Origin of the sequence: Streptomyces sp. S063 (assembly GCF_002832675.1) — a bacterium.
GTDB lineage: Bacteria > Actinomycetota > Actinomycetes > Streptomycetales > Streptomycetaceae > Streptomyces > Streptomyces sindenensis.
Genome location: NZ_CP021707.1, coordinates 82,339 through 106,145, shown reverse-complemented (window position 1 = coordinate 106,145; position 23,807 = coordinate 82,339). Strand labels below are relative to the sequence as shown.

General features: G+C 71.7%; 16 protein-coding genes and 12 pseudogenes. 16 read left to right on the top strand and 12 right to left on the bottom strand.

Features of this window, described 5'->3' with window-relative positions; translation table 11 throughout:
• Nucleotides 1–162: 162 nt before the first annotated feature.
• Nucleotides 163–951 (top strand): PepSY domain-containing protein, encoded by a 789-nt coding sequence (locus tag CCZ36_RS00485; protein WP_079149386.1) that lies wholly within the window; start codon nucleotides 163–165, stop codon nucleotides 949–951.
• 147 nt (nucleotides 952–1,098) lie between these two features.
• On the opposite strand, the gene CCZ36_RS00480 is transcribed toward CCZ36_RS00485, so the two are convergent.
• Complete coding sequence (locus CCZ36_RS00480) at nucleotides 1,099–1,872, bottom strand: alpha/beta fold hydrolase (RefSeq protein WP_128816836.1); 774 nt, start codon at nucleotides 1,870–1,872, stop codon at nucleotides 1,099–1,101.
• A gap of 106 nt (nucleotides 1,873–1,978) precedes the next feature.
• Nucleotides 1,979–2,847, bottom strand: a pseudogene (locus CCZ36_RS36780) (IS5 family transposase).
• Between the two features lie 93 nt (nucleotides 2,848–2,940).
• Here CCZ36_RS36780 and CCZ36_RS36370 point away from each other — a divergent pair.
• Nucleotides 2,941–3,027, top strand: a pseudogene (locus CCZ36_RS36370) (transposase family protein); the annotation flags it as partial.
• Nucleotides 3,010–3,648, top strand: coding sequence for a transposase family protein (locus CCZ36_RS00470; RefSeq protein ID WP_335755837.1), 639 nt, complete (start codon nucleotides 3,010–3,012; stop codon nucleotides 3,646–3,648). The pseudogene CCZ36_RS36370 and the gene CCZ36_RS00470, both read left to right, overlap by 18 nt.
• 55 nt (nucleotides 3,649–3,703) lie before the next feature.
• Here the strand turns inward: CCZ36_RS00470 and CCZ36_RS00465 are convergent.
• The 3 pseudogenes from CCZ36_RS00465 to CCZ36_RS00455 form a co-directional block, all read right to left on the bottom strand.
• Nucleotides 3,704–4,841, bottom strand: a pseudogene (locus CCZ36_RS00465) (serine hydrolase domain-containing protein).
• 316 nt (nucleotides 4,842–5,157) lie between these two features.
• Nucleotides 5,158–5,652, bottom strand: a pseudogene (locus CCZ36_RS00460) (GNAT family N-acetyltransferase); the annotation flags it as partial.
• Nucleotides 5,653–5,704: 52 nt separating this feature from the next.
• Nucleotides 5,705–7,724 (bottom strand): annotated as a pseudogene (locus tag CCZ36_RS00455) (ATP-binding protein); the annotation flags it as partial.
• Nucleotides 7,725–7,978: 254 nt separating this feature from the next.
• Here CCZ36_RS00455 and CCZ36_RS00450 point away from each other — a divergent pair.
• The 5 genes and pseudogenes from CCZ36_RS00450 to CCZ36_RS00430 form a co-directional block, all read left to right on the top strand.
• Nucleotides 7,979–8,572 (top strand): annotated as a pseudogene (locus CCZ36_RS00450) (alpha/beta fold hydrolase); the annotation flags it as partial.
• Nucleotides 8,573–8,683: 111 nt separating this feature from the next.
• Nucleotides 8,684–8,866: a hypothetical protein gene (locus CCZ36_RS35275; RefSeq protein ID WP_069735039.1), complete on the top strand. Its 183-nt coding sequence runs from the start codon at nucleotides 8,684–8,686 to the stop codon at nucleotides 8,864–8,866.
• Nucleotides 8,867–8,990: 124 nt separating this feature from the next.
• Nucleotides 8,991–9,529: pseudogene (locus CCZ36_RS00440) on the top strand (DUF6630 family protein).
• 173 nt (nucleotides 9,530–9,702) lie between these two features.
• Nucleotides 9,703–9,864, top strand: a complete 162-nt coding sequence (locus tag CCZ36_RS34630; RefSeq protein WP_010060665.1) for a hypothetical protein — start codon at nucleotides 9,703–9,705, stop codon at nucleotides 9,862–9,864.
• A 739-nt stretch (nucleotides 9,865–10,603) separates the two neighbouring features.
• A complete protein-coding gene (locus tag CCZ36_RS00430; protein WP_128816834.1) occupies nucleotides 10,604–11,269 on the top strand; it encodes a lysophospholipid acyltransferase family protein in 666 nt (221 codons plus the stop codon).
• Nucleotides 11,270–11,316: 47 nt separating this feature from the next.
• On the opposite strand, the gene CCZ36_RS00425 is transcribed toward CCZ36_RS00430, so the two are convergent.
• The gene (locus tag CCZ36_RS00425) at nucleotides 11,317–11,901 is read right to left on the bottom strand and encodes a DinB family protein (protein ID WP_128816833.1); all 585 of its coding nucleotides are present in this window, start codon (nucleotides 11,899–11,901) and stop codon (nucleotides 11,317–11,319) included.
• Nucleotides 11,902–12,154: 253 nt separating this feature from the next.
• Here CCZ36_RS00425 and CCZ36_RS00420 point away from each other — a divergent pair, with 253 nt between their 5' ends.
• Nucleotides 12,155–12,943, top strand: coding sequence for a VOC family protein (locus tag CCZ36_RS00420; protein WP_069735035.1), 789 nt, complete (start codon nucleotides 12,155–12,157; stop codon nucleotides 12,941–12,943).
• Between the two features lie 12 nt (nucleotides 12,944–12,955).
• On the opposite strand, the gene CCZ36_RS00415 is transcribed toward CCZ36_RS00420, so the two are convergent.
• The 3 genes and pseudogenes from CCZ36_RS00415 to CCZ36_RS36595 form a co-directional block, all read right to left on the bottom strand.
• Nucleotides 12,956–13,816 carry an endo alpha-1,4 polygalactosaminidase gene (locus tag CCZ36_RS00415; RefSeq protein ID WP_069735034.1) on the bottom strand — a complete coding sequence of 287 codons (861 nt, stop codon included), beginning with the start codon at nucleotides 13,814–13,816 and terminating at the stop codon, nucleotides 12,956–12,958.
• A gap of 39 nt (nucleotides 13,817–13,855) precedes the next feature.
• A pseudogene (locus CCZ36_RS00410) lies at nucleotides 13,856–14,080 on the bottom strand (methyltransferase); the annotation flags it as partial.
• A gap of 27 nt (nucleotides 14,081–14,107) precedes the next feature.
• A pseudogene (locus CCZ36_RS36595) lies at nucleotides 14,108–15,047 on the bottom strand (LysR family transcriptional regulator ArgP).
• Nucleotides 15,048–15,114: 67 nt separating this feature from the next.
• On the opposite strand from CCZ36_RS36595, the gene CCZ36_RS00400 reads away from it, so the two are divergent.
• Nucleotides 15,115–15,726 (top strand): LysE/ArgO family amino acid transporter, encoded by a 612-nt coding sequence (locus CCZ36_RS00400; protein WP_069735031.1) that lies wholly within the window; start codon nucleotides 15,115–15,117, stop codon nucleotides 15,724–15,726.
• Nucleotides 15,727–15,776: 50 nt separating this feature from the next.
• Here CCZ36_RS00400 and CCZ36_RS00395 read toward each other — a convergent pair whose 3' ends face one another.
• A complete protein-coding gene (locus CCZ36_RS00395; RefSeq protein ID WP_128819374.1) occupies nucleotides 15,777–16,709 on the bottom strand; it encodes an NADP-dependent oxidoreductase in 933 nt (310 codons plus the stop codon).
• An 87-nt stretch (nucleotides 16,710–16,796) separates the two neighbouring features.
• Between CCZ36_RS00395 and CCZ36_RS00390 the strand changes: the two genes are divergently transcribed.
• Nucleotides 16,797–17,762, top strand: coding sequence for a GlxA family transcriptional regulator (locus CCZ36_RS00390; RefSeq protein ID WP_128816832.1), 966 nt, complete (start codon nucleotides 16,797–16,799; stop codon nucleotides 17,760–17,762).
• A gap of 38 nt (nucleotides 17,763–17,800) precedes the next feature.
• Here the strand turns inward: CCZ36_RS00390 and CCZ36_RS00385 are convergent, their stop codons facing one another.
• Nucleotides 17,801–18,439: a ScbR family autoregulator-binding transcription factor gene (locus tag CCZ36_RS00385; RefSeq protein ID WP_069735029.1), complete on the bottom strand. Its 639-nt coding sequence runs from the start codon at nucleotides 18,437–18,439 to the stop codon at nucleotides 17,801–17,803.
• A gap of 217 nt (nucleotides 18,440–18,656) precedes the next feature.
• Between CCZ36_RS00385 and CCZ36_RS00380 the strand changes: the two genes are divergently transcribed.
• The 3 genes and pseudogenes from CCZ36_RS00380 to CCZ36_RS00370 all read left to right on the top strand — a co-directional run bounded on the left by CCZ36_RS00380 (nucleotide 18,657) and on the right by CCZ36_RS00370 (nucleotide 21,294).
• Nucleotides 18,657–19,655 (top strand): ScbA/BarX family gamma-butyrolactone biosynthesis protein, encoded by a 999-nt coding sequence (locus tag CCZ36_RS00380; protein WP_269467458.1) that lies wholly within the window; start codon nucleotides 18,657–18,659, stop codon nucleotides 19,653–19,655.
• Nucleotides 19,558–20,405, top strand: a pseudogene (locus CCZ36_RS00375) (NmrA family NAD(P)-binding protein). Before CCZ36_RS00380 ends, CCZ36_RS00375 begins: the two are co-directional and overlap by 98 nt.
• A gap of 205 nt (nucleotides 20,406–20,610) precedes the next feature.
• Nucleotides 20,611–21,294: a ScbR family autoregulator-binding transcription factor gene (locus CCZ36_RS00370; RefSeq protein ID WP_128816831.1), complete on the top strand. Its 684-nt coding sequence runs from the start codon at nucleotides 20,611–20,613 to the stop codon at nucleotides 21,292–21,294.
• A 56-nt stretch (nucleotides 21,295–21,350) separates the two neighbouring features.
• Here CCZ36_RS00370 and CCZ36_RS00365 read toward each other — a convergent pair.
• Nucleotides 21,351–22,277: pseudogene (locus CCZ36_RS00365) on the bottom strand (helix-turn-helix domain-containing protein).
• A gap of 162 nt (nucleotides 22,278–22,439) precedes the next feature.
• Here CCZ36_RS00365 and CCZ36_RS00360 point away from each other — a divergent pair.
• Nucleotides 22,440–23,480 (top strand): NAD(P)-dependent alcohol dehydrogenase, encoded by a 1,041-nt coding sequence (locus tag CCZ36_RS00360; RefSeq protein WP_128816830.1) that lies wholly within the window; start codon nucleotides 22,440–22,442, stop codon nucleotides 23,478–23,480.
• Nucleotides 23,477–23,785 (top strand): annotated as a pseudogene (locus CCZ36_RS36365) (integrase core domain-containing protein); the annotation flags it as partial. The gene CCZ36_RS00360 and the pseudogene CCZ36_RS36365, both read left to right, overlap by 4 nt.
• Nucleotides 23,786–23,807 lie beyond the last annotated feature (22 nt).

The following is a 23,807-nucleotide window of genomic DNA, read 5'->3' as shown; positions in this document are numbered from 1 at the left end:
ACGGCCCTGCCGCCATTGTTTCGCACCCCGGCGTGGACCGCCCGGGGAGCGACGGCCAACGGGCGGAGCCGCCCGGTCGATCGGGTGACTCCGCCCCGTAGGACAACATGACCGGAGGCCTGGAGGGCTAGGCATGCGAGCATGAGACATGAGCCTCGACGAATGAACAGTGCCTCCTCCCGTTCCCGCACTCTCCAGGCGGTCGGTGCCCTCTCGCTGGCCGCGGCCACGGCCCTCCTGATGACCGGATGCGGTCAGAGCTCGGACAGCGCGAGCAACGCGGCCACCTCGGAGGCGGCCAAGGTCGTCCCGCAGAAGCAGACGGCGACGCCGTCGGCCACCGCCAAGCTGACCGAGGACCAGCAGGAGCGCAAGGAGGTGCTCGACGCCACGAAGGTCACCTTCGACGACGCGGCCACCACCGCCACCGGCGAGGTCGCCGGGGGCAAGCTCGTCGACCTGGACCTGGAGGGTGTGGACGACGACGACAACCAGAGCCCCAGCCCGACCGCGACCGGCAGCCCCACGGGATCGCCCAGCCCGACCGGTTCTCCCAGCCCGACCGGAACCAGCAGCCCGAGCGCGAGCCCCGGCGCCGACGGCCCGGTCTGGGCCGCGGAGGTCGCGGAGAAGGACGGCACGATCCACACCGTCCGCATCAACGCGGTCGACGGCAAGGTGATCGAGGCCCGTGTCGACGCGGACCAGGACGCGGACGACAAGAAGCAGACGGCCGACCGGCTGGCCCAGGCCACCCAGACGCCGCAGCAGGCGGCCAAGGTCGCCACCGAGAAGAAGAAGGGGACGGTCACCTCCGTCAGCCTCGAGGACAACGACGGCAACGGCGTCATCTGGCAGGTCGACGTGGTCGGGTCCGACTGGAAGAAGACCACCTTCGACGTGGACGCCAAGAACGACACCATCGTCCGTGAGGAGACGGACGAGGACTGACCGCCTCACCGCCCGACCAGGAAGGGGTACGCCGGACACCCGGCGTACCCCTTCTTCCTGTACGCGTCGCCTCTTAACTAGCTTAAAGCCTGTTTCGAAAGTGCATAGATGGCTCAAGATCCGCTTCTTGGAGCACGGTATCGAGGGTCAGGAGTGCCGTTGAAGGAACTGCACGATCGCGAGGTTCATGTTGTCCGGCTCCTGCTCTGCGGGGTAGTGGCCGGATTGCTCGAAGACGAGTGGGGTGACATCGGTGGCAAGGGTGGCCATTCCATCCGCGACTGCAGTCCCCATCGCGTGTCTGCCTCCGACCGCCAGGACAGGCGTTGCAATCGGCTGGGCGGCCAGGGCTTGAATGTCCTCGACATCTTCTGACCTGGTGCGGTAGTAGGATAGCCCGGCGTTCAGTACACCTGGAGTGCTGTACGCCTTGATGTAGGCCGTAAGGGTGTCTGGGGCGAGGCCGTTTGGTCCGGCGCTCTGTTCCAGAAACGTGCCGTAGTAAGCCGCTTCCCGGCCGGGCACGAGCTTCTCCGCGAGGCCGGGCGTACGGTTGAACGGGCCGTGCCAGGATGGATAGTGGTCCCGGCCGGCCTCGGGAATCTCGACATCGACACCGGGAAGGATCTCTTCCTCGACCACGAGTCCACTGACCGATTCCGGCGCTTGGGCCGCGATGAGGTATCCGACCGTCGCACCCCAGTCGTGACCGATGACGGCGAAGCGCGTGACGCCCTCCTGCGCCAGCCGTGCCCGGACACCGTTGGCGAGTGCCGTCTTGCGGAAGTTGGTCACGCCGGAGTCGGGAGCGGTGCCCAGCCCGGGAAGCGTGACCGAGACTGCGGTGATACCGGCGGCATCGAGTGCCGGAATGAGGTACCGCCAGTGGTCGGCCGTGACCGGCCAGCCGTGCAACAGCACCGCCGTCGGGTTCGATTCTCGCTCATCGCCCTATGATGCCCCTACTCCGGAACGCGCGTTCGCCCGCCTGGCGCTGATGCCACAGAGCCTGTCGTGGAAGTGCTGGTCACAGCCACTTGTTGATGGCCGCGACCAGCACAGTCGCCTCGTAGCGCACGGCCAGCTTGTCGTATCTGGTGGCCACCGAGCGGTGTCGTTTCAGCCGGTTGATCCCGCACTCCACCGCGTGGCGCTCTCTGTAGTCCTCCTTGTCGAAGGCCGGTGGCCGGCCGCCTCGAAAGCCGAGTCTCTTGCGGTTGCGGCCTGGTCGGCCTTCTCCGGGATGGTGCACTCGATCCAGCGTCTGCGCAGGTAGGAGCGGTTCGCGCGGGAGCCGTAGGCTTTGTCTGCACGGACCTTGTCGGGTGTAGTGCGTGGTCGCCCGGGGCCGGTGCGGGGCACGCGAATGCGTTCAAGGACCGGCTGGAACTGCGGGCTGTCGTGCCGGTGCCCCGGCGGTGATCAACAGGGACAGGGGCTTCTGTCCCTGCTCGGCCGCAAGGTGCATCTTCGTGGTCAGACTGCCGCGAGAGCGCCCGAGCCCGTGGTCGTCCGGCTCGCTGTCGATTCCGCCGGGCGGTTCGTGCTGCAGATCCCCTTTTACGCGCACCAGCGGCGTGCTGGTGGGCACGGCAGACGGTCGAGTTCCCAGGTGATCAGGCCCTGCGCGTCGGCCTGGACCTGCAGCTGTTCGAGGATCCGCTTCCACGTGCCGTTGCGCTGCCACCGGCGGAACAGTCGTAGATTCCGTCCCATGGGCCGTACCGCTCAGGTATGTCCCGCCACGGCGCGCGCCGCCCGGGTCCGCCACCGTATCCCGTCGATCAGCTGCCGACGCGTCCACATCCGGGGCCCTCCCGGCTTCTTCCCCACTGGCAGTAACGGCTCCAGCCGAGCCCACTGCCGGACCGTCAGACCCCTCGCGCCACGACACATGATCATGCCCAACGTTGATCCACTTTCGCAACAGGCCCTACGAGCTCGTGCACGGTAGGCGGTGAGACGTCGAGCTCCTGATTTCGTCACGGGGGCACCCACGACGTGCTGGCCTGCTGGTTCGGCGTGGACCGCTCCTCCATCACCCGGGCCGTCGGCGAGGTGCGGCCCCTGCTTGCCGGGCGAGGCTGCACGGTCAGCCCCGACGTGCGGCTGCGAACTCTGGCCGACGTCGTCGACCACCTCGGCGCGAGCGGGACGACCGGCATCATCGACGGCACCGAGATCCGGGTCCGTCGGCCCTCCTTCGGACGGAAGGACCGCGACAAGTTCATCTCCGGCAAGAACAAGCAGAACGCCGTCAAGTCCATGGTGGTCACGGACGCCGAAGGCCGCGTGCTGTGGTGCAGCCCAGCACGACCCGCAAGCTGCGCGGACATCACTCACGCCCGCCAATCAGGGCTGGTCAAGCTCCTGGCCGACGGGCCCGCGGTCGAGATTCTCGCCGATGCCGGCTACCAGGGCCTTGGCGCGCAGACCGGCGGTGCGGTGGTGACACCACCGCACCGCAAGTTCCAGAAGAACGCCCCGGACTGGTACGAGGAAATGTACGAACGCCAGCGCAAGGCACACTCCTCAAGGCGAATCCGGGTCGAGCACGGCATCGCCCATCTGAAGAATTGGCGTGCCCTGGCCCGCCACCTCGGCCGCCGCGAGCACATGAGCGACACCGTCCAAGCCGTCGCCGGCCTGCTGTCCCATCAGCAGACCGCGGACCTGACGTCGACACGGCAGAGTTGAACACCGAGCCCCGCCGACAGCCTCGACATCTCACCGCCTACCGTGCACGAGCTCGCTAGGACGCCCCGCCCGGCTTCCGGCGATCGAGCAGCCGGCAGACGAACTCCTCCTGGAGCTCGCGGAGCGTGGCCAGCAGCCGCGGGTTCGTCGCACGGTTCACCTGGGAGGTGAGGGAGACGGTCAGGGACCGCTTGCCGTCCTCGGTCGCCGCGGCCAGCTGGGTGTAGCCGGGGAAGTTGCCGGTGTGGCCGTACACGGTGCCGCAGCGCGTCGCGTACGAGAAGACGGCGAGACCGGCCTTGTTGCGCCGGGACCGGCGGGCTCGGAGCTGCCCGCCACGAACGACAGCTGCTGTGCACGGACGGCCGGGCCGAGACCCAGCCCGCCGGCGTAGCCGCGGATGAAGGCCCCCAGGTCCCGGGGCGTGGAGACGATACCCCCCGACGCCCACACGCCCGAGGCGCTGAGCACCGTGCTGACGTCCTCAGGCGCGCCCGGCCGGTCCACCGCGTAGCCGTGCAGATAGGGTGGGCAGTCGGTAGCCCTGCGGGAGGCTGGTGTCGCGCAGGCCGAGCGGCCGGTAGACGAGTTCGGCGAGGAGCGTCTCGTACCGCTCTCCCGTCACCGCCTCGGCCATCAGCGCCACGGCGATGTTGTCGGAGTTGGAGTAGCGGTACGCCGACCCGGGCCGGAACCGCAGCGGGTCCCGGCGACGTAGTCCAGCAGCCGCCGGGAGTCGAAGCGCCTGCGGGGATCGGCCGTCAGCTCGGCGATGAACGTCGGATCCTCGGTGTAGTCGGGGAGCCCACTGGTGTGGTTCAGGAGCTGGCGGAGCGTCACGCGGTGCCAGGCGGCGGGCAGCCCGGCAGCCGCCGGCCGATGGTGTCGTCGAGGCCGAGCACGCCCCGCTCGGTCAGCTGCAGGGCGACCGAGCCGCTGAAGGCCTTGGCGGTGCTCGCGATCCGCATGTGGTCGGTGGTCCGGGGCGGACGCCCGGTGCCGAGCTGCGACGTACCCGCCCGGTACACCTCGCTCCGGCCGTCGACGGTGAGGACGGCGATGGCGCCGGGCGGCCCGCCCGGGGTGTCCACGAGCGCCTGGAGCCCGCGCCGCAACGCGGGGTCGGCCGGTCCGTGCGGGCCGCCGCCCCCGTCCGGGCCGCTGTCACCGCCCGCGTGGGCCGGGCCGCTCATCAGCCCGGCGAGCGAGGCGACGGCAAGGGCGGCGACGACGGCTCTCCGCCGCCGGGGGCGGGGGAGCGGGGCGTCCGGATGGAAAGGTACGGGCACGGGGGCCTCCTGAGGCGGTGGGCGAAGAGCGGGCGGCCGATGTACGGTCCACTCCGCGAGCCCCAGCATCGGGCGGCCGGACGGTGCTTGCCCCCGAGGTGGACCATCCGGGCGACCACGGCCACACCGCCGGTGCCGGGCCGCCCGCTCGGCTCCCGCCTCTCTCGCCCCGCCTCTCGCCGCCCGTTGCCGCCGCTCTCCCGGCGCGGCGGTCAGGAGGCGGGGGAGCGCCCCCGCTCAGGTCCAGGGCGTACCGCCGCCCGGGGCGGTCGCCGAACATGACGTCCTCCAGCGGCTCGAACCCCGTACGCGCCAGCACCGCGCGGGAGCCCGTGTTGTCCAGCGTCGTCTCGGCGCGCAGGGAGGTCAGTCCGTACTCCTCGACCGCCAGCACACAGATCTGCTGGACCGCCCAGGTGGCCAGCCCCTGCCCCGCTGCCTTCTCCGCTATCCGGTAGCCCAGCTCGGCCGAACCGTCCCGCACCTCGACGAGGTTGATCCGGCCGAGGACGCCGCCGTCGGCGTCCTCGATGAGGTGGAAGTGGTGCAGCCCCGCGTCCTGCTCGGCGAGCAGGAACCGATGGCGTTCGGTGAACTCGGCGAAATAGTCGTCGCCCCGGTCGGTGATGGACGCGGCGAAGTAAATCCGGTTCTCCCGCTCGAAGGCGAGCAGAGCAGCGGCATGGTCGGGACGGAGTCGGCTGATCGACGTCATACCCGGATGCTAAGCCCACGCTCCCCGGGGGCGTCCGGCCGATCAGCCCCCGGCCGGGGTTCCCGCGCTCCAGCGCGAGGGCCAGGCCGCGTTCGGCGTCGTCGGCCGACGCATGCCGGTAGGCCCGTTCGTACGCCGAGTCGCCCGCGGCCTGCCGGGCCCTCAGTTCCCACTGCTCGCGGATCGCCCCGAGCTCCGGGGTGCCCCGGTGCGGGTGGCCGATCATGCGCCAGTAGGCGTGCCCCGTACCGGAGGCGCGGGCCGCGGCCACCCCGTTCCCCTGGGCGGCGATGGCTCCGGCGAGCAGATCGAGGCCGAGCGCTATGCCGAGGCTGTCGTGGAGCTCGTGCTTGCTCGCCAGCATCGCGCGCGCGTGGCTCTCCGCATGACGGGGACGGCCCTGGAGCAGGTGGATGAGGGCGAGTTGATGATCGGCGTACGCCCGTGCCCAGTGTTCACCGAACCGCAGACTGATCCGCTGGAGCCGTATGGCTCCTCGTACGCCTCGTCGAGCCGGCCGAGCGCCGACAGGGCGAACAGGCGTATCACCCGGCAGCGCAGTTGCGAGGGCGCGTCGGCCGGATCGCCCGGATGGTCCGCCAGCGCGCGGTCGCTGACGGAGTAGGCGGTGAGCGGCCGGCCCATCATCAGGTACGTGAAGCTCACGGAGTGGGCCGCGAGGAGCGCCGCCTCCGCGTCCTCGTCGCGGCGGGCCGCCTGCTCGCACTCCTCACCGACACGGCGGGCCGCCTCGTGGTCGCCCTGGAGGGTCAGGGTGATACCCAGGGCCCAGAGCGCCCGGGTGCGGTGCGGACCGGCGGAGAGCGGCAGGCCGAGCACCCGTTCCAGGTACGAACGGGCCTGGTGCAGATGACCGCAGCAGCTCCAGAAGAGACCGACGCACCCGGCCATCTCCATCGCCATCTCCGGGTCCTCGGCCAGCAGGTGGTCCAGGGCCGCGCACAGGTCCGCGTGGGTGTCGGCGATACGGTGGTACCAGAGGACCTGCGAGGGCCCGAGCCAGCCCGCGTACGCCTGGACGGCGACATGGGCGAAGTGCCGGGCGTGCCGGTCGGCGAGAGGGCGTCCTCCGCCAGTTCGGCCAGCCACATCGCCCCGTACTCGCGCAGGGTGTCCAGCATCCGGTAGCCGTCCCCGGTCCGCCGAGAACGGACTGGTCGGCCAGCCGCTCCAGCGCGGCGCGACGGCCTCGGCGTCCAGCGGCCCCCCGCGCACACCGCCTGCGCGTCCGGACCGCGATGACACCGCGGAAGACGGAGAGCCGCGCCCACAGCAGCCGCTCCAGCGGGCGCAGAGCTCATGGCTCCAGCCGATGGTGGTGCGCAGGGCCCGGTGGCGGCGGGCCAGACGGTGTCGTCGGCGAGGTCCTCCGTCCGGGAGGCCAGCCGCACGGTGATCTCCTGCGCGCTGCTCTCGCGGAGCTGGGCACAGGCCAGTTCGACGGCGAGCGTATGCCGTCGAGGCGGCGGCAGATCTCGGCGACGGCGGCCACGCTCGCGGGGTCGTCGAGCGAGAGATCCGGAGCGACGGCGGTCGCGCGCTCGCGGAAGAGCCGGACGGCCTCGTCGCCGTCCTCGCCCGCGGACAGCGGGGCACCTCGACACACAGCTCGCCCGCCGAACCCAGCGGCTCCCGGCTGGTGGCCAGGACCGTCAGCCCGGGGCCGCGGCGAGCAGTTCGGAGACGAGCCGGCCGCAGGGCCCGACGATCCGCTCGCAGCAGTCGAGAACGAGCAGCAGACTCTTTCCGGACAGCCATGCACCGAGCGCGGCCACCGGCCGGCGCGGGCTGTGGTCCAGGAGACCGACGCCGTCGCACACTGTCGTGGCGAGCAACTGGTCGTCGTGGAGATGCGACAGGTCGGCCCACCAGACGCCGTCGGGGTACTGGCCCTGGGCACGCTCGGCGGTGCGCAGGGCCAGCCGGCTCTTGCCGACCCCGCCGCTGCCGGTCAGCGTGACCAGCCGATGATCTCGAAGTGCCCGTTCGATGCTGACCAGTTCGCTGGTGCGGCCCACGAAACTGGTCGTCACGACGGGAAGGTTGCCCATCACGGGGACATCCTGCCTCGCCCGGGCCCACCGCCTCCGTTCATAGCGAAAAGCAGTCAGAAACGGCCGACAATGCATCTCGTTCGATCGGTGAGTGGCGTCGTTCGAAAGGCGTGAGGTGATCGTGGAAGCGGTCGTGGGAGTGCCTCAGGAGTGGGGAACAGCCCGCCGAACCCCGGGTTCTCGGCCGGTAACAGCACGTACGGACATACCTACGGAGAGGCGCTGTCAGACCCCTGCGCTACGTTGCTGGCATGACGCACTTCGTACTCGTGGCAGGGGCTTGGCTCGGTTCGTGGGCGTGGCGCGACGTGGCGCCCGACCTGCGCGCGGCCGGTCACGGAGTCCACCCGCTGACCCTCTCGGGGCTCGCCGACAAGCGAGGGGCGGCCGCAGGGCCGGGGACGCACGTCCAGGACATCGTCGACGAGGTCGAGCGCCTCGGCCTGCGCGATGTGGTGCTCGTCGGGCACAGCTACGCGGGCATCCCCGTCGGGCAGGCGGCAGAGCGGATCGGTGACCGGCTGGCCCGCGGTGTTCGTCGACGCCAACGTCCCGGCGGACGGCGAGTCGTTCGTCTCCGGCTGGCCGGACGGCCGGGCCGGGGTCGAGGCCGCGATCGCCGCCAACGAGGGCTTCTGGCCGCCGCCTGCCGCCGCCGACTGCGAGGGCCAGGGCCTTACCGACGAGCAGATCGCCCGTTTCCTCGGCGGCGCGACACCCCATCCCGGCGTCACCCTCACCGAGGCCGCCGTCCTGGCACGCCCGTTGGGGCTGCTGCCCACGACCTACGTCAAGTGCCTGCTCGACTGGCCGGAGCCGAGCCCCGAGGTGGCCGAGCTGCTGACGAGCGAGCGCTGGCGGCTGGTCACGATGGACACCGGTCACTGGCCGATGTTCTCGCAGCCGCGCGAGCTCGCCCGGATCCTGCTCGACGCGGTGGAAACGGACGGGTGACGATGCCGAGCTCACCGGAAGAGGCGGCCACGGAGCACCCGGAGATCACTTACATCGGTTGCGCGCGGTGCGGCACCCTGATCGCGGGCCTCGACGGGCGGTACGCCTGTTCGGGCTGCGGCTGGGTCAACGAGTGGACCGAGGGGCACCGCCCCCTGCCCGAGGCCCGGCACCGCCGCGGCTGAGCCACGACCGGCTGCCCGCCGACACCCCGACCGGAATCGACGACACCCCGACCGACTTGCCGACGACCTGGTGGCCGCACTGCCGACGACCTGGCGGCCGCCCGGCCGCGGAGGAGACCCCGCCATGCCCGACCCGCACGACGCCGACCCGGTCCGCGCCGCCCTGGCGGAGATCGCCGCCCTGCTCGCGCCGGCACACCCCGACGTGGCCGAGGAGGTGCTGCGCGCCCACGACAGCCCGGACGACTACGTGAGCGCTTTCGCGGACCGGCTGGACGACCGGGGCATCGACGAGCCGGTCGACGACCTCGCCCGGATCGCGCTCGTCGACGCGCTCACCGCACACGGTCTGCTCGCGGAGTTCGACTGGAAGGAGGACCCCCAGGAGGTCCGGGCCCAGCTGCGGCAGCTGGAGTCGCGGCCCGCCGTGGATCCATGGGTGCTCTTCGAGGCCGACACGACGACCCTGCCGACCGACGAGTTCCTGGACGCCTGCGGCCGCCACTACCGCGAGACCGGTGCGGCTCTGGCCGTCCTCGACATCGACTCCGACTGCTACCCGGTGGTCGGCCTGCGGGCGGCCCGGCCGACGAGCTGACCGCGCTCGCCGCCCGGGCGGGCTTTCCCCTGCACCACCTCGGCACGGACCCCGGCAGGCCGTGACGGAGATCTCGCCCGCCGCCAACGGGGCTGTGGGGAGCGCCGTTCCAGCAGGTGCGGCGGGGTCCGCGCGCCGGAACGGAATCGCGACCGCCGCCGCCCACCACGTACACTCGCCCCCGCCTCCGCAGACCCGCGGAGGCATTCCGCTCCAGACCGACGGGGAAACAAACCGTATGAGTTCCGCAGACAGCACCGAAGCACCGATCTACGCCGGCCTCGTGGAGGAGCAGGGCGACGTGCCCGCCGAAGTCCGCCGGGTGGCCGAGGAAGTTCTGCGCGAGGCCGACCGGGCCCTCGACTTCGGCACCGTACGAGCAGCTGCCGCAGCCCGCTAGCAGCGAGCCGGAAACATCCGGCCGCAGCCGCCCCCAGGGCGGCCGTGTCCGTCACGGGACGATAAACGTCCTGCAACTATTGACCTATTCATGCGTTCGCGACGCGATGGTTTGCTGAAGAACCGTCGCCGGTGGACGTGGGTGAGGCCGCGGTAGGCCGGGCGCCCGGACAACGGGCCCCTTACCGCCGCGGCCCCGGCCACCCGCCGCGACCGCCCCGGCGGCCGTGCTTCGGCGAGCGGTCCACGTAACCGCGTGGAGAGCGCTCCCAGCCGGCCGCCGAGGGGCGGGAATCCGCTTGGTCGGCCCGCGCGGCCGACCTTCAGGAACGGGACCCCGGCCGCATGCTGTCCTTCTACCGCGAAGCCCGAGGCAACGGCGCTCCCTGACCGCCCCGCACAGCTCCCCGCCCACACCGAGGTCCTGCTCATCAGCGGCCCCCTGAACACCGACGGCCGCCTGCCCGGGACACGGCGGTGTGGCCGGCCGTCCGAACCTGTACGCCCACCGTCCCGGGAACACCGGTTCCGACGCCGCCCCGGCGCCCGGAACCGGAACAACCCGGGTCCGCGCCCCCGATCCGGGGATGATCGCCCCAGGGGGCTGAGTATCCGCACTCAGGTCCCGCGCCTCGCCCGCCACGACGATGAGGGCGTGGCGGGCGAGGCCGAGAAGGGCGGACCCGGCACCGCACCGCCGTCCACCGGGACGGCCGCGCCCCCCGGACCCAGGGAGAACCGTGCTCAGCCGCATCGCCGCCACCGTCGTCCCTTCGCTCGGACGCCTCACCGTCACGTCCGACCACGCCACGGCCCCCGCCGCGGGCAGCATCATCGTCGCCAACCACACCTCTCTGGCCGACCCGGGCATCGTCCTCGCCGCCCTGCGGCGCCTCGGCGTCCAACCCGTCGTCATGGCCACCGCGGGTCTGTGGCGCATCCCGGTCCTCGGCCGGCTCCTGGAACAGGGCGGCCATGTGCCCGTGCACCGCAACACCCACCGGGCGGCAGGCTCCCTCGACGCAGCCGCCGCCGCGCTCCGGGACGGCCGCCACCTGCTCATCTACGGCGAAGGACGCCTTCCCTGCCGCCTGGACGCGGCAGAGGCCCCGCCGGAGAGCTTCCGCAGCGGCCTCGCCCGCCTCGCCCACGCGTCCGGGGCGCCGGTTGTGCCGCTCGGCCAGGCAGGCGCCCGCCGGGTGACCTCGGGCCGCTGCGTCAAGCAGATCTCCGGGCTCCTCACCGCCCCGGCCCGTCGCCCCCGCCTCCACGTCCACATCGGCTCCCCGCTGCACCTCCCGCCGGAGGTGGAGGCGGCGACCGCCACCGCCCGTGCGGCCGTCACCGCCGCCTGGCGCACCGCCGCGCACCACCTCGGCGAACCCGCGGCGCTCACCGGACGCTGAGCGCGCCACGCCGCAGGGCTCCACGCGTCGTGTGACCGGGGGAGCGGCTACCCCGCGTCGTGGGCCGCCTGCTCCACGCGCTGCCGATAGCCCTCCCACCACGCGCGGTCGCCCGGCGGCATGTTCTCGTTGCCGGACCGCAGCCCGACGGTCCCGTCGACGAGCTCCCGCACGATGTCGGCATGCCCGGCATGCCGCTGGAGGTCGGAGATCACATGGACCAGGATCTGGTGCAGCGTCACCCGGCTCCTGTCGTCCGGCCACCATGGCACCCGGCCCACCGCGTCGAGGGGCAGCTCGGCGATCGTCGCGTCCGCGTGCTCGGTCACCCGGCGGTGCAGCGCGAGGATGTCCGCACGGGACTCGTCCGCGGTCGCCCACATGTCCTGGTTCGCCTCGGCGTCGTCCTCGAAGGCGGGCACCACCTTGTCGAATGGCCGCCCGAACGTGTCGCCGAAGTAGCCCAGCTCCACCCCGGCGGCGTGTTTGACCAGCCCGAGAAGGTTCGTGCCGGTCGGTGTCAGAGGGCGGCGGACGTCGTACTCCGAGAGCCCGTCGAGCTTCCAGAGCAGGGAATCGCGAGCGGATTGCAGATAACGCTGGAGATCAGCCTTCGGCTGCGAAAGGGTCATGACTGAATCCTGTCACCGGGCACTGACAGGACACCCCCGTCCCGGGCCGGGCGGCGGGCACCCCGCCCGTCCGGGGCGCGTCCCGGGTGGCGGCGGCGACCGGGGCGGCGTAGGTATGGAGACGTGATGCTCCGAGAACGTACGGCACCACGGAGCGTCCCGGTCCATGAACGGCCGGTGACCACCAGGCCCACCCGTCCGGACCGCCGTCGGCGTCCGCCGGCTCACCACGGGGGCGAGGAGACGGATCCCGATGACCGAGGCAGAACAGAGCACCCCGGTGCCCGGGATCCCCTGCTGGGTCAGCCTCATGACCCGGGACCTGCGGGCCGCCGAGGACTTCTACGGGACCGTTCTCGGCTGGGCCTTCCGCTCCGGCACGCTCGGCGAGGGCTTCTCCGTCGCCCACGTCGACGCCCTGCCCGTCGCCGGGATCGGGCAGATCACCCCCGGACTGCCCACCGTCGTCTCCTGGACCCCGTACTTCGCCGTCCCGGACGTCGACACCGCCGCGGCCCGGGTCCGGGAACGGGGCGGGACCATCGCCGTCGGCCCGATCCGGATCGGGCCGGGGCGGGGGGCCATGGTCGCCGACCGGGAAGGGGCAACGTTCGGTTTCTGGGAGGGGCGGACTCCACCCTGGTCGTTCGGCCGCGACAGCACGCCGGCCTCCCTCGAACTGCGCACCAGCCACGCCTTCGACTCCGCGATCTTCTACGCCGAGGTGTTCGGCTGGGCCTCCGAGGAACCCGGAGGCTGCGAGGTCGGCTACGCCTACCGGCAGGACGCGGTCGTCGTACGGCAGGGCGGCCGCACCGTGGCCACCCTGCGCGGCGGCGCGGACGCGTCGTCCCCCGACGCCCTGCTGCGCCCCCGCTGGCACGTCCGCTTCCGGGTCGAGGACCTGGAAGCGGTCACCGAGGCCGCCCGCGCGGCGGGCGGAGCGGTGGGCCCGCCGGTGGACTCGCCCGCCGACGGGAGCGAAGCGGTGATCAGGGACCCCGACGGCGGCGTATTCACCGTCTGCGCAGACACGCCGTAGCCGCGCGGAGGCTCAGCAGGCGCGGAACACGTGACCGGGCCGCCCGGCCGCGACGACGCCGAGATCCCGCCGCACCACGGAGACCTTCGCTCCCACGGACGAACAGGCCTTTTCGAAGTCGCCCGCGGTGTACTCGACGACGAAGACCTTGTCGTCGTACGCGGAGGCGTAGTCGGCGCACTCGTCGTAGCGGCCGCACTCCTCGGCGACGGCGAAGTCGAACCCGATCTCCGTGCGCTGCCCCAGCAGGTCCGTGGTGTTCTTCTGTCCGATCGCCAGGCCCGCCGCGTGCGCGCGGTCGGCCAGGAGTTTCGCGAACGCCGCGTTGTCTGCCGGGGTCAGCAGACCGCCGGAACGCTCGTAGGAGTCGAGGTTGTCCGGCTCCACTCCCTGGAAGCCGGACTTCGCGCAGCCGTCGATCCAGTCACCGACGATCTTCGCCAGCCGGGCGCGTTTGCCCGCGGTCGACGTGTCGAGCAGCGCCTCGCCCCAGTCCTCGTCCATCACGGGGTCGCCGTCGGCATCGCGCAACAGCAGATCCGCGTCGTCCTTCTCCCACCGGCCGAGGGCGTCGGGCTGGGCCTGGAAGGCGTTGACGTAACAGACGTTGTAGAGACCCTCGGCGGGCAGCGCGCCCCGGTCCCGGGAGACGGCCCCGACCCCGGCCGGCGGGGTGTACGCGCCGCCGATCTGATAGTCGAAGGCCGCGTTCGCCGTGGGCGGCACGACCTCCGGCGCGGTGTTGCCCGAGGGGTCCGTGGCGGCGGCGTGGGACAGGAGCAGCCCGGCCCCCACCGCGACCGCGATCCCGCCGGCCAGCGCGGCGAGGACGCGGTTGCGGCGGAGCGGAGGGCGGACGATGGGGTGGGGCATACGTACTCCTGTGCATGGGCTTCGGACCTCCGCGGCCCGTCAGGCCGGCGAGGCCTCGGTGATCTGGAAGATGTTCGGCGCGGGCAGCGGCGTCACGCTGCGCAGGACGAAACCGCCCGCCGCGCACAGAGACGCGAAAACGTCCGCCGTCCGTTCCCGGCCGCCGACGTTGACCAGCATGTTGGGATCGGTGAGGCAGACGCCGCCCGGCGGGTCCGCCGGCACGGTGGCGGGCAGCACCGGCTCGACGAGCAGCAGGGAGCCGTGGGCGGGGAGTTGAGTTAGGTAAACCTAACTTCGAAAGGGTCGCGGGGCAATCGGCCGTCCGGCCGCCAGCGTCTCGGCGGCCTCCGCCGCCACCGCCTCGGCCACGGTCGCCAGCGCCGGTGAATCCAGCCTCCACTGCTGCCAGTGCAGGGGGACGTCCACGGTGTGGTCCGGGGCGAGCAGCACCAGCCGGCCGTCGCGCAGCAACGGCCTCGCATGGACGTCGGGCACCATGCCCCAGCCCATGCCCGCCGCCACGGCGCTCACGAACCCCTCCGACGTGGGCACCAGATGACGCCGGGCGCTCGCCCGGAGGCCGGGTCCGAGCCGGCGCACGAAGGCGTCCTGCAGATCGTCGCGCCGGTCGAAGCTGATGACCGGGCGTCGCCGATCACCTCGCGCAACGCGCGCGCGCCCGCCTCTCCAGCCACCGGTCGGCGAATCCGGGACTGGCCACCGGCAGATACCGCATACGGCCGAGACTGCGCACCGAACACCCCGTCACCGCCTCCGGCGACGAGGTCACCGCGGCCATCACCAGCCCCTCCCGCAACAGGGCGGCCGTATGGTCCTGGTCCTCCCTGCGCAGTTCGTAGGCGACGTCCAGTTCCTGCGGTACGCGCCGCAGGGCGGGCAGGAACCAGGTCGCCAGGGAATCGGAGTTCACCGCGATCGACAGGGATGTCGGTTCGCCGGGCCCGGACATGCCGAGTGCCGTCCGCGCGTCGCGCTCCAGCCGGGCCAGCTGGCGGGCGAAGCGCACCACCACCTCACCGGACTCGGTGGGCCGCACCGGCTTCGTACGCATCAACAGCACCCGGCCCGTGCGTTGCTCCAGTGCCTTCACCCGCTGGCTGACCGCCGACGGTGTCAGCCGCAGTACGTTCGCCGCCGCGTCGAACGTGCCTTCGTCGACCACGGCCAACAGGGTGCGCACCTGATCGAGGGGAAGCTCGGACATCATGAATGCTAATGATACGTAAGAATCTTTAGTTGGACAGCGGGTTGCGTCGCTCCGTAGCGTCGGCCGTATGACGAACGCCCTGACCACCGCAGTCACCGGTTTCGGTACCGGCCTCTCCCTCATCGTCGCCATCGGCGCCCAGAACGCCCTGGTACTGCGCCAGGGGGTCCGCCGGGACGGCGTGCTCGCGGTGGTCGGCATCTGCGCCCTGTCCGACGCGTTGCTCATCACGCTGGGGGTCGCCGGCGTCGGCGCGGTCGTCGTCGCCTGGCCCTCGGCGCTGACCGTCGTCGGTCTGCTCGGAGGCCTGTTCCTGATCGGCTACGGGCTGCTCGCCGCCCGCCGCGTGCTGCGCCCGTCCGCCCTGCACGCGGCGGACGCCCCGGCCGCGTCGCGTCGGGGTGTCGTGCTGACCTGCCTGGCGATGACGTGGCTCAACCCGCACGTGTACCTCGACACCGTGTTCCTGCTCGGGTCCGTCGCCGCCGACCAGGGGCCCCTGCGCTGGACCTTCGGCCTCGGCGCGATCCTCGCCAGCCTGTGCTGGTTCGTGACGCTCGGGTTCGGCGCCCGGCTGCTGAGCGGAGTCCTCGCGCGCCCCTCCGCCTGGCGGGTGCTGGACGGCCTGGTCGCCGTCATGATGATCGGCCTCGGTACGAAACTGGCGCTGGGCGCCTGAACGCCCGGCGCCTCGTCCTCGCGGGGAGGAGACGCCGGGCGCCCCGCGGGCTACGACACCACGAGGACGAGCTTGCCGGTGGTGCGGCCCGTTTCGCCCAGCGCGTGCGCCTTGGCCGCCTCGGCCAGTGGGAAGGCCGCCTCGACGTGGGCGCGCAGCTCACCGGCCCGGACCAGGTCGGCGATGGCCGTCATGCCCGCGTGGTCCGCCTCGACCAGCAGGTTCTCCACCCGGATCTCCCGCGCGGCCGCCTTCGCCGCCTCGGCCGGATCGCCGCCGGGCAGCAGCGACACGAGCGTGCCTCCCGGGCGCAGGACATCGAGCGAACGCGCCCGGGTCTCGCCCGCGAGCGGGTCGAGCACCATGTCGACATCGCGCACCGCGTCCCCGAAGTCCACGGTGCGGTAGTCGACGACCTCGTCCGCCCCGAGCCCGCGCACGAAGTCGTGCTTGGCGGCGCTCGCGGTGCCGATGACGTACGCCCCCAGCGACTTGGCGATCTGTACGGCGAGATGGCCGACCCCGCCGGCGGCGGCGTGGATCAGCACCCGCTGCCCGGCGCGCACGTCCGCCGTGTCGACCAGCGCCTGGCGGGCGGTGAGGGCGGCGAGCGGGAGGGCGCCCGCCTGCACATGGTCGACGCCCTCGGGCTTGTGGGCGAAGGCGCGGGCCGGGCCGGTCGTGAACTCGGCGTGGGAGCCGACACCGTACGGGTAGGGCAGCATGCCGAACACCTCGTCGCCCGGCTTGAAGAGGGTCACCCCGAAGCCCACCGACTCCACGACCCCGGACACGTCCCAGCCGAGGACGAGCGGCAGCCGGTCCAGGAACATCGTCCGGCCCCGGTGCTTCCAGTCCGTGGGGTTCACTCCGGCCGCCCGGACGGCGACCACGATCTGGCTCGGTCCCGCGACCGGCCGGGGAAGCCGGACCTCCTCCAGTACCTCGGGACCTCCGTAGACGCTCTGGCTGATGGCGCGCATGCTCTCGTTCTTCGTCATACGTCCAGCCTCACGCCTGTCCGCCCGGCGTACCATGGCATGATTGCCATCTTTCGACAGGATCGTGCCATGGGAAACGCGCACCGCGTCGCCGTACTCGCCCTCGACGGGGTGTATCCGTTCGAGCTCGGCATCCCGAACCGGGTCCTCGGCGCGGCCGACGGCCGCTACTCCGTCGTGACCTGCACGGTGGACGGCCGGCCCGTGCGCACCAACGCCGACTTCTCGATCACCGTCGAACACGGCCCCGAGGTGCTGGCGACGGCGGACACCCTCGTCATTCCGCCCATCGACACCTCTCGCCTCACCCGTGAGGCGCCCGCGGACGCCGTCGCGGCGCTGGCGGCCGTACGCCCGGGCACCCGCATCGTGTCCATCTGCACCGGCGCCTTCCTCCTCGCCTCGGCCGGACTGCTGGACGGCCGGCGGGCCACCACCCACTGGGCGATCGTGGAGCTCTTCCGCACCTGGTACCCCCAGGTGCGGCTCGACCCGGGCGTCCTCTTCGTCGACGACGGGGACGTCCTGACCTCGGCGGGCGCGGCCTCCGGCGTCGACGTCTGCCTGCACCTCGTCCGCGCGGACCACGGCAGCGAGGTCGCCAACCGGGTCGCCCGGCTCTGCGTCGTACCGCCCTGGCGCGACGGGGGACAGGCCCAGTACATCGAGCAGCCGGTGCCCGCTCCGACGGCGAACGACACCGCCGCGACCCGCGAATGGGCGCTGCGGAACCTCCAGGAGCCGCTGAGCCTGGCGAGCCTCGCCGAGCACGCCCGGATGAGCCGGCGCACCTTCGTCCGACGTTTCAACGAGGAGGTCGGCACGAGCCCGGGCCGGTGGATCGTCCAGCAGCGGGTCGACCGGGCCCGGCATCTCCTGGAGTCCACGGACCTGGCGGTGGACGAGATCGCGGGCCGGGTCGGGTTCGGCACCGGCGCGTCGCTGCGCCAGCATCTGCATGCCGCCGTCGGCGTCACCCCACTGGCCTATCGGCGTACGTTTCGTGGCGCGGTCCTCGCGGCCGGACAGCAGTAGACGGGGGTGCGGGGGCCGGCACAGGCCCGGCCCCCGGTTCAGCCCTCGGAGGCCAGGAGGCTGAGGCGTTCGACGCGCGCGGGCGTCAGATCGAGGGCGGTGAGGATCGAGGGTGCGGCGATGCTGGGAAGTATGTGCTGCTGGAGCGTGATGTGGCGGCGCTGCAGGTCCTGGTAGTCGGTGAGAGTCTGGGATACGGCCTGGGTGCCCGTGAAGGCGGCCACGTACAGGTCGGCCGTCTCGGTGGGGTTGACGTGGGGGAGCAGCTCACCGTTGCGTTTGGCCTGCGCGAGGAGGTGATGGGTGGCTTCCTGCCAGCGGAGGAAAGGGCCGCTGCGGTCGAGGCCCTGTGCCTGCTGGTCCATGGAGAGGCGCACGCCCGCCCGGGCGAGGAGACTGGTCTGCAGGCGGTGGCTGAACAGCATCCCCAGGTCGATGAGTTCCTGCAGTTTGAGGGGCTGCTCCGGAACGGTCTGCGGCGGCTCCTGGGCATCGAGAACACCGAGCGCGAGATCTTCTTTGGACGGAAAATGAAAGTAGAGAGCGCCTTTCGTCACGTCGGCGCTTTTGAGTATTTCGGTGATCGTCGCGGCTTGATAGCCGTATTTCTCGAAAGCCCGCGCCGCTGCCATCAGGATTGCCTGGCGGGTGCGGATCGCCCGGTCCTGCTTGGCCATCCTGTCTCCTTTGCTGGGCCGGATGGCCCGGGAAACGGCCGGGACGGTGTGGGGAGGGGCGACCCTGCCGGGGATAGAAAAAAAACCGCTGAGTCTGTATCTTATCAGCGCACGTGCATCGCAGAATCGGCTCGCCATCACATGACCCCTGGGGGGAGTTATGCCCGAAGCAGCAGCCCTGATCGACTCGGTGCCGGCAATGGATTCGGAGGCCGACATGGTGCATCCCGTGGGGATCGACATGGTGCACCGGACCAGGCCGGAGGACGCGTTTCCCCGCAACTGGGTCCGTCTGGCGCACGATCGGTTCTCGGTGGCGGCGATCCTGCCGCACGATCACCCGTTTTTCGCCCCGGTCGGCGACGACCGGCACGATCCGCTGCTGGTGGCCGAAGCGATGCGGCAGGCGGCCATGCTCGCCTTCCACGCCGGGTACGGCGTTCCGCTCGGCTACCACTTCCTGATGGCGGACCTGGACTACGTGTGCCACCAGGACCACTTGGGCGTCGGCGGAACCCCCACCGAGATAGACGTGGAGGTGTTCTGCTCCGACCTGAAGTGGCGGAGCGGACTGCCCGTGCAGGGGCGCGTGGGCTGGGCGGTGCACCGGGGCGGGGAACTGGCGGCCACAGGGATGGGCGCGACCCGTTTCACCAGCCCCAAGGTGTACCGGCGGATGCGAGGCGACGCCCCCGCCGAGGGGATATCGATACCCGAGGCGGCGCCGGTCGCCGCCGCCCGTGCGGGCCGGAGCAGGACCGAGGACGTGGTGCTCTCGGACACCGGCCGCGAAGGCGTCTGGGAGCTACGCGTGGACACCCGGCACCCGACGCTGTTCCAGCGCCCCAACGACCATGTCCCGGGCATGCTGCTGCTGGAGGCGGCCCGTCAGGCGGCCTGCCTCGCGGCAGGTCCCGGCGGCATCGTCCCGGCGGAGGCCAACACCCGGTTCCACCGGTACGCCGAGTTCGGCAGCCCGTGCTGGATCAGCGCGGCGGTCCTGCCGGAAGAGGTCGACGACACCGTGACGGTCCAGGTGACAGGTCATCAGGACGATGAACCGGTCTTCTCCACACTCCTGTCCGGCCCCGGGCCGACGGCTGAGAGGTCTCTTCCCAGTGATTCTCGTGACGGGTGCGACCGGAGCGGTGGGCCGCGAGGTCGCCGCACTGCTGGCGGCCGCCGGTCCCGTACGGATTCTCGCCCGCCGCCCTGAGCGTGTGACGGTACGCGGGGACGGGGTCGAGGTCGTCGAGGGGGCGTACGGGGACCGCCCCGCCCTCGACCGGGCCCTGCGGGGCGTCAACTCGCTGTTCCTGGTGACGAACAGCCCCACGGAGCCCGACGACGAGCGGGTCGCCGGGCGGCCTCCGCGGCGGGCGTCCGCCACCTGGTCAAGCTCTCCATGATGGCGGTGGAGGAACCGGGGGCCGACGACTTCATCACCCGACGTCAGCGGGAGAACGAGGAGGCGATCAGGGAGTCCGGGGTCGCCTGGACGTTCGTCCGCCCCAGGACGTTCATGTCCAACACGCTGTCCTGGGCGCCCGGCATCCGCTCGGCGGGAGTGGTACGCGCTCTGTACGGCGACGCCCCCGTCGCGTGCGTCGACCCCCGGGACGTCGCCGCGGTGGCCGTCGCGGTGCTCACCGGCACGGGCCACGAGGGCAGGGCGTACGCGGTCTCGGGCCCGGAGGCGATCACCGCGCGGGAACAGACGGCGCAGCTCTCCCGGGTGTTGGGGCGTCCGCTGCGCTTCGAGGAACTGGGCCTGGACGCCGCACGCGCGGCCCTGCTGGCGAAATACCCGCGGCCCGTCGCGGATGCCTTCCTGGAGAGTGCCGAGCGACAGCGGGCGGGCGCGAAGGCGGCCGTGGTCCCTACGGTCCAGGAGCTGACGGGACACCGGGCCAGGTCGTACCGCACCTGGTCGGCCGACCACGCGGACGCGTTCGCCGCCGGATAGGGGCGGCACCCCGCATGGGCGAAAGCACGCCGACTGCCCGCCTGCCCAACGGGCTGCGGAATGCGCCGACCCCGTGCGCTTCTTCTTTCCCGGTCCGTTTCCGGTGGCTCGCGTGCCCGAACACGGCCGGAAAGCGGGCCCAAGGGCCTCTGGCGTAATCTTCCGTTCCCTGGAAATGAAACCGGTAAGTTGGTTTGATAACTCCATGACCAAACAGGAGCGCGCCACCCGAACCCGACAGGCGCTCATCCGCTCCGCCGCCGTCGTCTTCGAACAGCACGGTTACGCCCAGGCCAGGCTGGTGCTGATCAGCTCCGGCGCGGGCGTCAGCACGGGGGCGCTGCACTTCCACTTCGAGAACAAGGCCGCGGTCGCGGAAGCCGTGGTGGCGGAGGCGTCCCAAGGGCTGCGCGACATGTCCGCCGCGATCCGGCGCAGGACGGACACCGCCCTGCAAGCACTCGTCGACACCTCGCACGCCCTCGTGGACCGGCTGCGCGGGGACCCGGTGAGCCGCGCCGGGTTCCGGCTGAGCTGCGACGGCGAGCGGGCCGCCGCCCCGGACCTGCGGATGGAGTGGCACCACCGGGTGCGGGAACTGCTGGACGAGGCCGCCGCCGCCGGAACGCTCGCCCACGGCATCGCCCGCGAGGAAGCGGCAGCCGCGACCGTCGCCGTGACGGCCGGATTCGAGGTGCTCGGCCGCCACGACGCCGAGTGGCTGTCCCCGTACCGGCTCACCGGCTTCTGGCAGTTGCTGCTGCCCCGGCTCGCCACCGCGGCGACCCTGCCGCTCCTGGACCCGGCCGGGACGGGTGCGGCTCCGTCGACCGGGCTCACGCCCTCGCGGCGTTCGCCGTCAAAGAGGCGGACGGGAAGGCGGCGCTGACGGCGGAGACAAGCTGACCGCCCGTCAATCGACCGATGGTGGAACGAGGTCGGCCCTCATCGCTCGTCGTCCGCCCTCCGGCCCGCGCCGCTGATCACATCAGCCCGGCGCGCGTCGGCTCCCCAGCTCGCCAGCAGGCGCAGGGCCTGCGCCGACTCCGACCCCGGCTCCGCGTGATAGGTCACCAGCTGCTGGTCCTCGTCGTCCGGCAGATTCAGCGTTTCGTACGACAGGGTCAGGTCGCCGACGAGCGGATGACGGATCAGCTTGACGCCGTGGCCCTTCTCCTTGACGTTGTGCGTCGCCCACAACCGCCGGAACTCCTCGCTCTTCAGTGAGAGTTCGCCCACCAGCGCCGACAAACTGCGGGTCGTCGGGTGGCACCCCGCGTACAGCCGGAGATAGCTGACCATGTCCGAGGCCTTGGAGTCCCAGTTCAGGAACAGGTCCCGGTAGGCGGGGGGAGGAACACCAGACGGGCCCAGTTCCGCTCGGCCGCCGGCAGCGCGGCCCAGTCGCCGAACACCGCCGCAGCCATCGGATTCCAGGCGAGGATGTCGGACCGCGCCCCGGCCACGTACGCGGGGATGCCCTCCATGCTGTCGAGGAGATACAGCAGCCCGGTCCGTACGCGCTGCGTCTTCGCCGGGCGGCGCTTCTTCTTGTGCCGGGCCGGCCGGGCCAGATGGTTCAGATGCGCGTGCTCGGCGTCCGTGAGCCGCAGCGCACGCGCGATCGCGTCCAGCACCTCCGCCGACACATTGCGCCCATTGCCCTGCTCCAGACGCGTGTAGTACGCCACCGACACCCCGGCCAGCTGCGCCAGCTCCTCCCGCGCAGCCCCGGCACCGGCGGTGCCGGCCGAAATCGGGCAGTCCCACGTCCTGCGGCTGGAGCTTGGCCCTCCGGGTGCGCAGGAACTCGCTGAGCTCCGCACGCCGGTCCAGCGGCTCGGGTGCGGCGGCCTCCGGCTGATCGTCCATGGGTTCCATTATTCCTGTGCCGCGTGGTCGTATGCGGCCGAGCCTGTCCCCGTCAGTAGTAGGACCACTGGTCGTAGGCAGAGCGGTGGCCTGGGTAAACGCCGGACACGGAGAGAGGCTGGGACACGTTCCTACCGCATCACCCAGAGGAGAACCTCCGGCATGACCACCGTTGCCGCCTACGCCGCTCCCCGTGCCAAGGCCCCGCTGGAGCGGACCACGATCGAGCGTCGTCCGGTGGGCGAGTTCGACATCCTGATCGACATCAAGTTCGCCGGTATCTGCCACTCCGACATCCACCAGGCCCGCGACGGCTGGGGCCAGGGCATCTTCCCGATGGTGCCCGGCCACGAGATCGCCGGGATCGTCGCCGAGACCGGCCCCGGCGTCACCCGGTTCAAGGTCGGCGACCGGGTGGGCGTCGGCTGCATGGTCGACTCCTGCGGACAGTGCGACGCCTGCCTGATGGGCCGCGAGCAGCACTGCGCCGAGGGCAACACCCAGACGTACAACGCTCTCGACCGCGGCGGCGAGCCCACCTACGGCGGCTACTCGACGCACCTCGTCGTGACCGAGAAGTTCGCCGTCAACCATCCCGAGGGCATCGCCCTCGACGAGGCCGCGCCGCTCCTGTGCGCGGGCATCACCACCTACTCCCCGCTCAAGCGCTGGGGTGCGGGCCCGGGCAAGAAGGTCGCCGTCGTCGGCCTCGGCGGACTCGGCCACATGGCTGTCAAGATCGCGCACGCGCTCGGCGCCGAGGTCACGGTCCTCTCCCAGTCCCTGCGGAAGAAGGACGACGGGCTCAAGCTGGGCGCCGACCACTACTACGCGACGAGCGACCCCAAGACCTTCGAGGAACTGGCCGGAACCTTCGACGTCATCCTCTCCACGGTCTCGGCCCCGCTGGACTTCGGTGCCTACCTCGGTCTCCTGCGCACCGAGGGCACCCTCGTCAACGTGGGCGCCCCCGAGGAGCCGATCTCGCTGAACCTCTTCTCCCTGATCCTGGGCAACCGGTCGATCGCGGGTTCGGCGATCGGCGGTATCGCGGAGACCCAGGAGATGCTGGACTTCTGCGCCGTGCACGGGCTCGGCGCCGAGATCGAGGTGATCGAGGCGAGCCAGGTCAACGAGGCGTACGAGCGGGTGCTCGCGAGCGACGTCCGCTACCGCTTCGTGATCGACACCGCGACCATCTGACGCGCGCTCCCGGGGGCGGCCTCTGCGCCGACAGCGTCCGGCCCGAGCCCGTCAGGTGCTCGGGCCGGACGCGCCTGGACGCTTTCTGCCTCGTCGCTCGCGGGCGGCCCGCCCCGGCCGGCGCCGCCCACAAGAAGATCCGGCCCTACCGGCCCCGGACCAGCGGCAAGGCCGAACGCTTCCACCGCACCCTCGCCGCGGAAGGGGCCTACCAACGGCCCCGCACCCCGGACAACGAACGGCAGGCAGCGTTTCCCGACGGGCCGGACCGGTACGACTGCCACCGACCCCACACCGGGCCCGGGGGCCAGTCACCCTCCGGCCGCG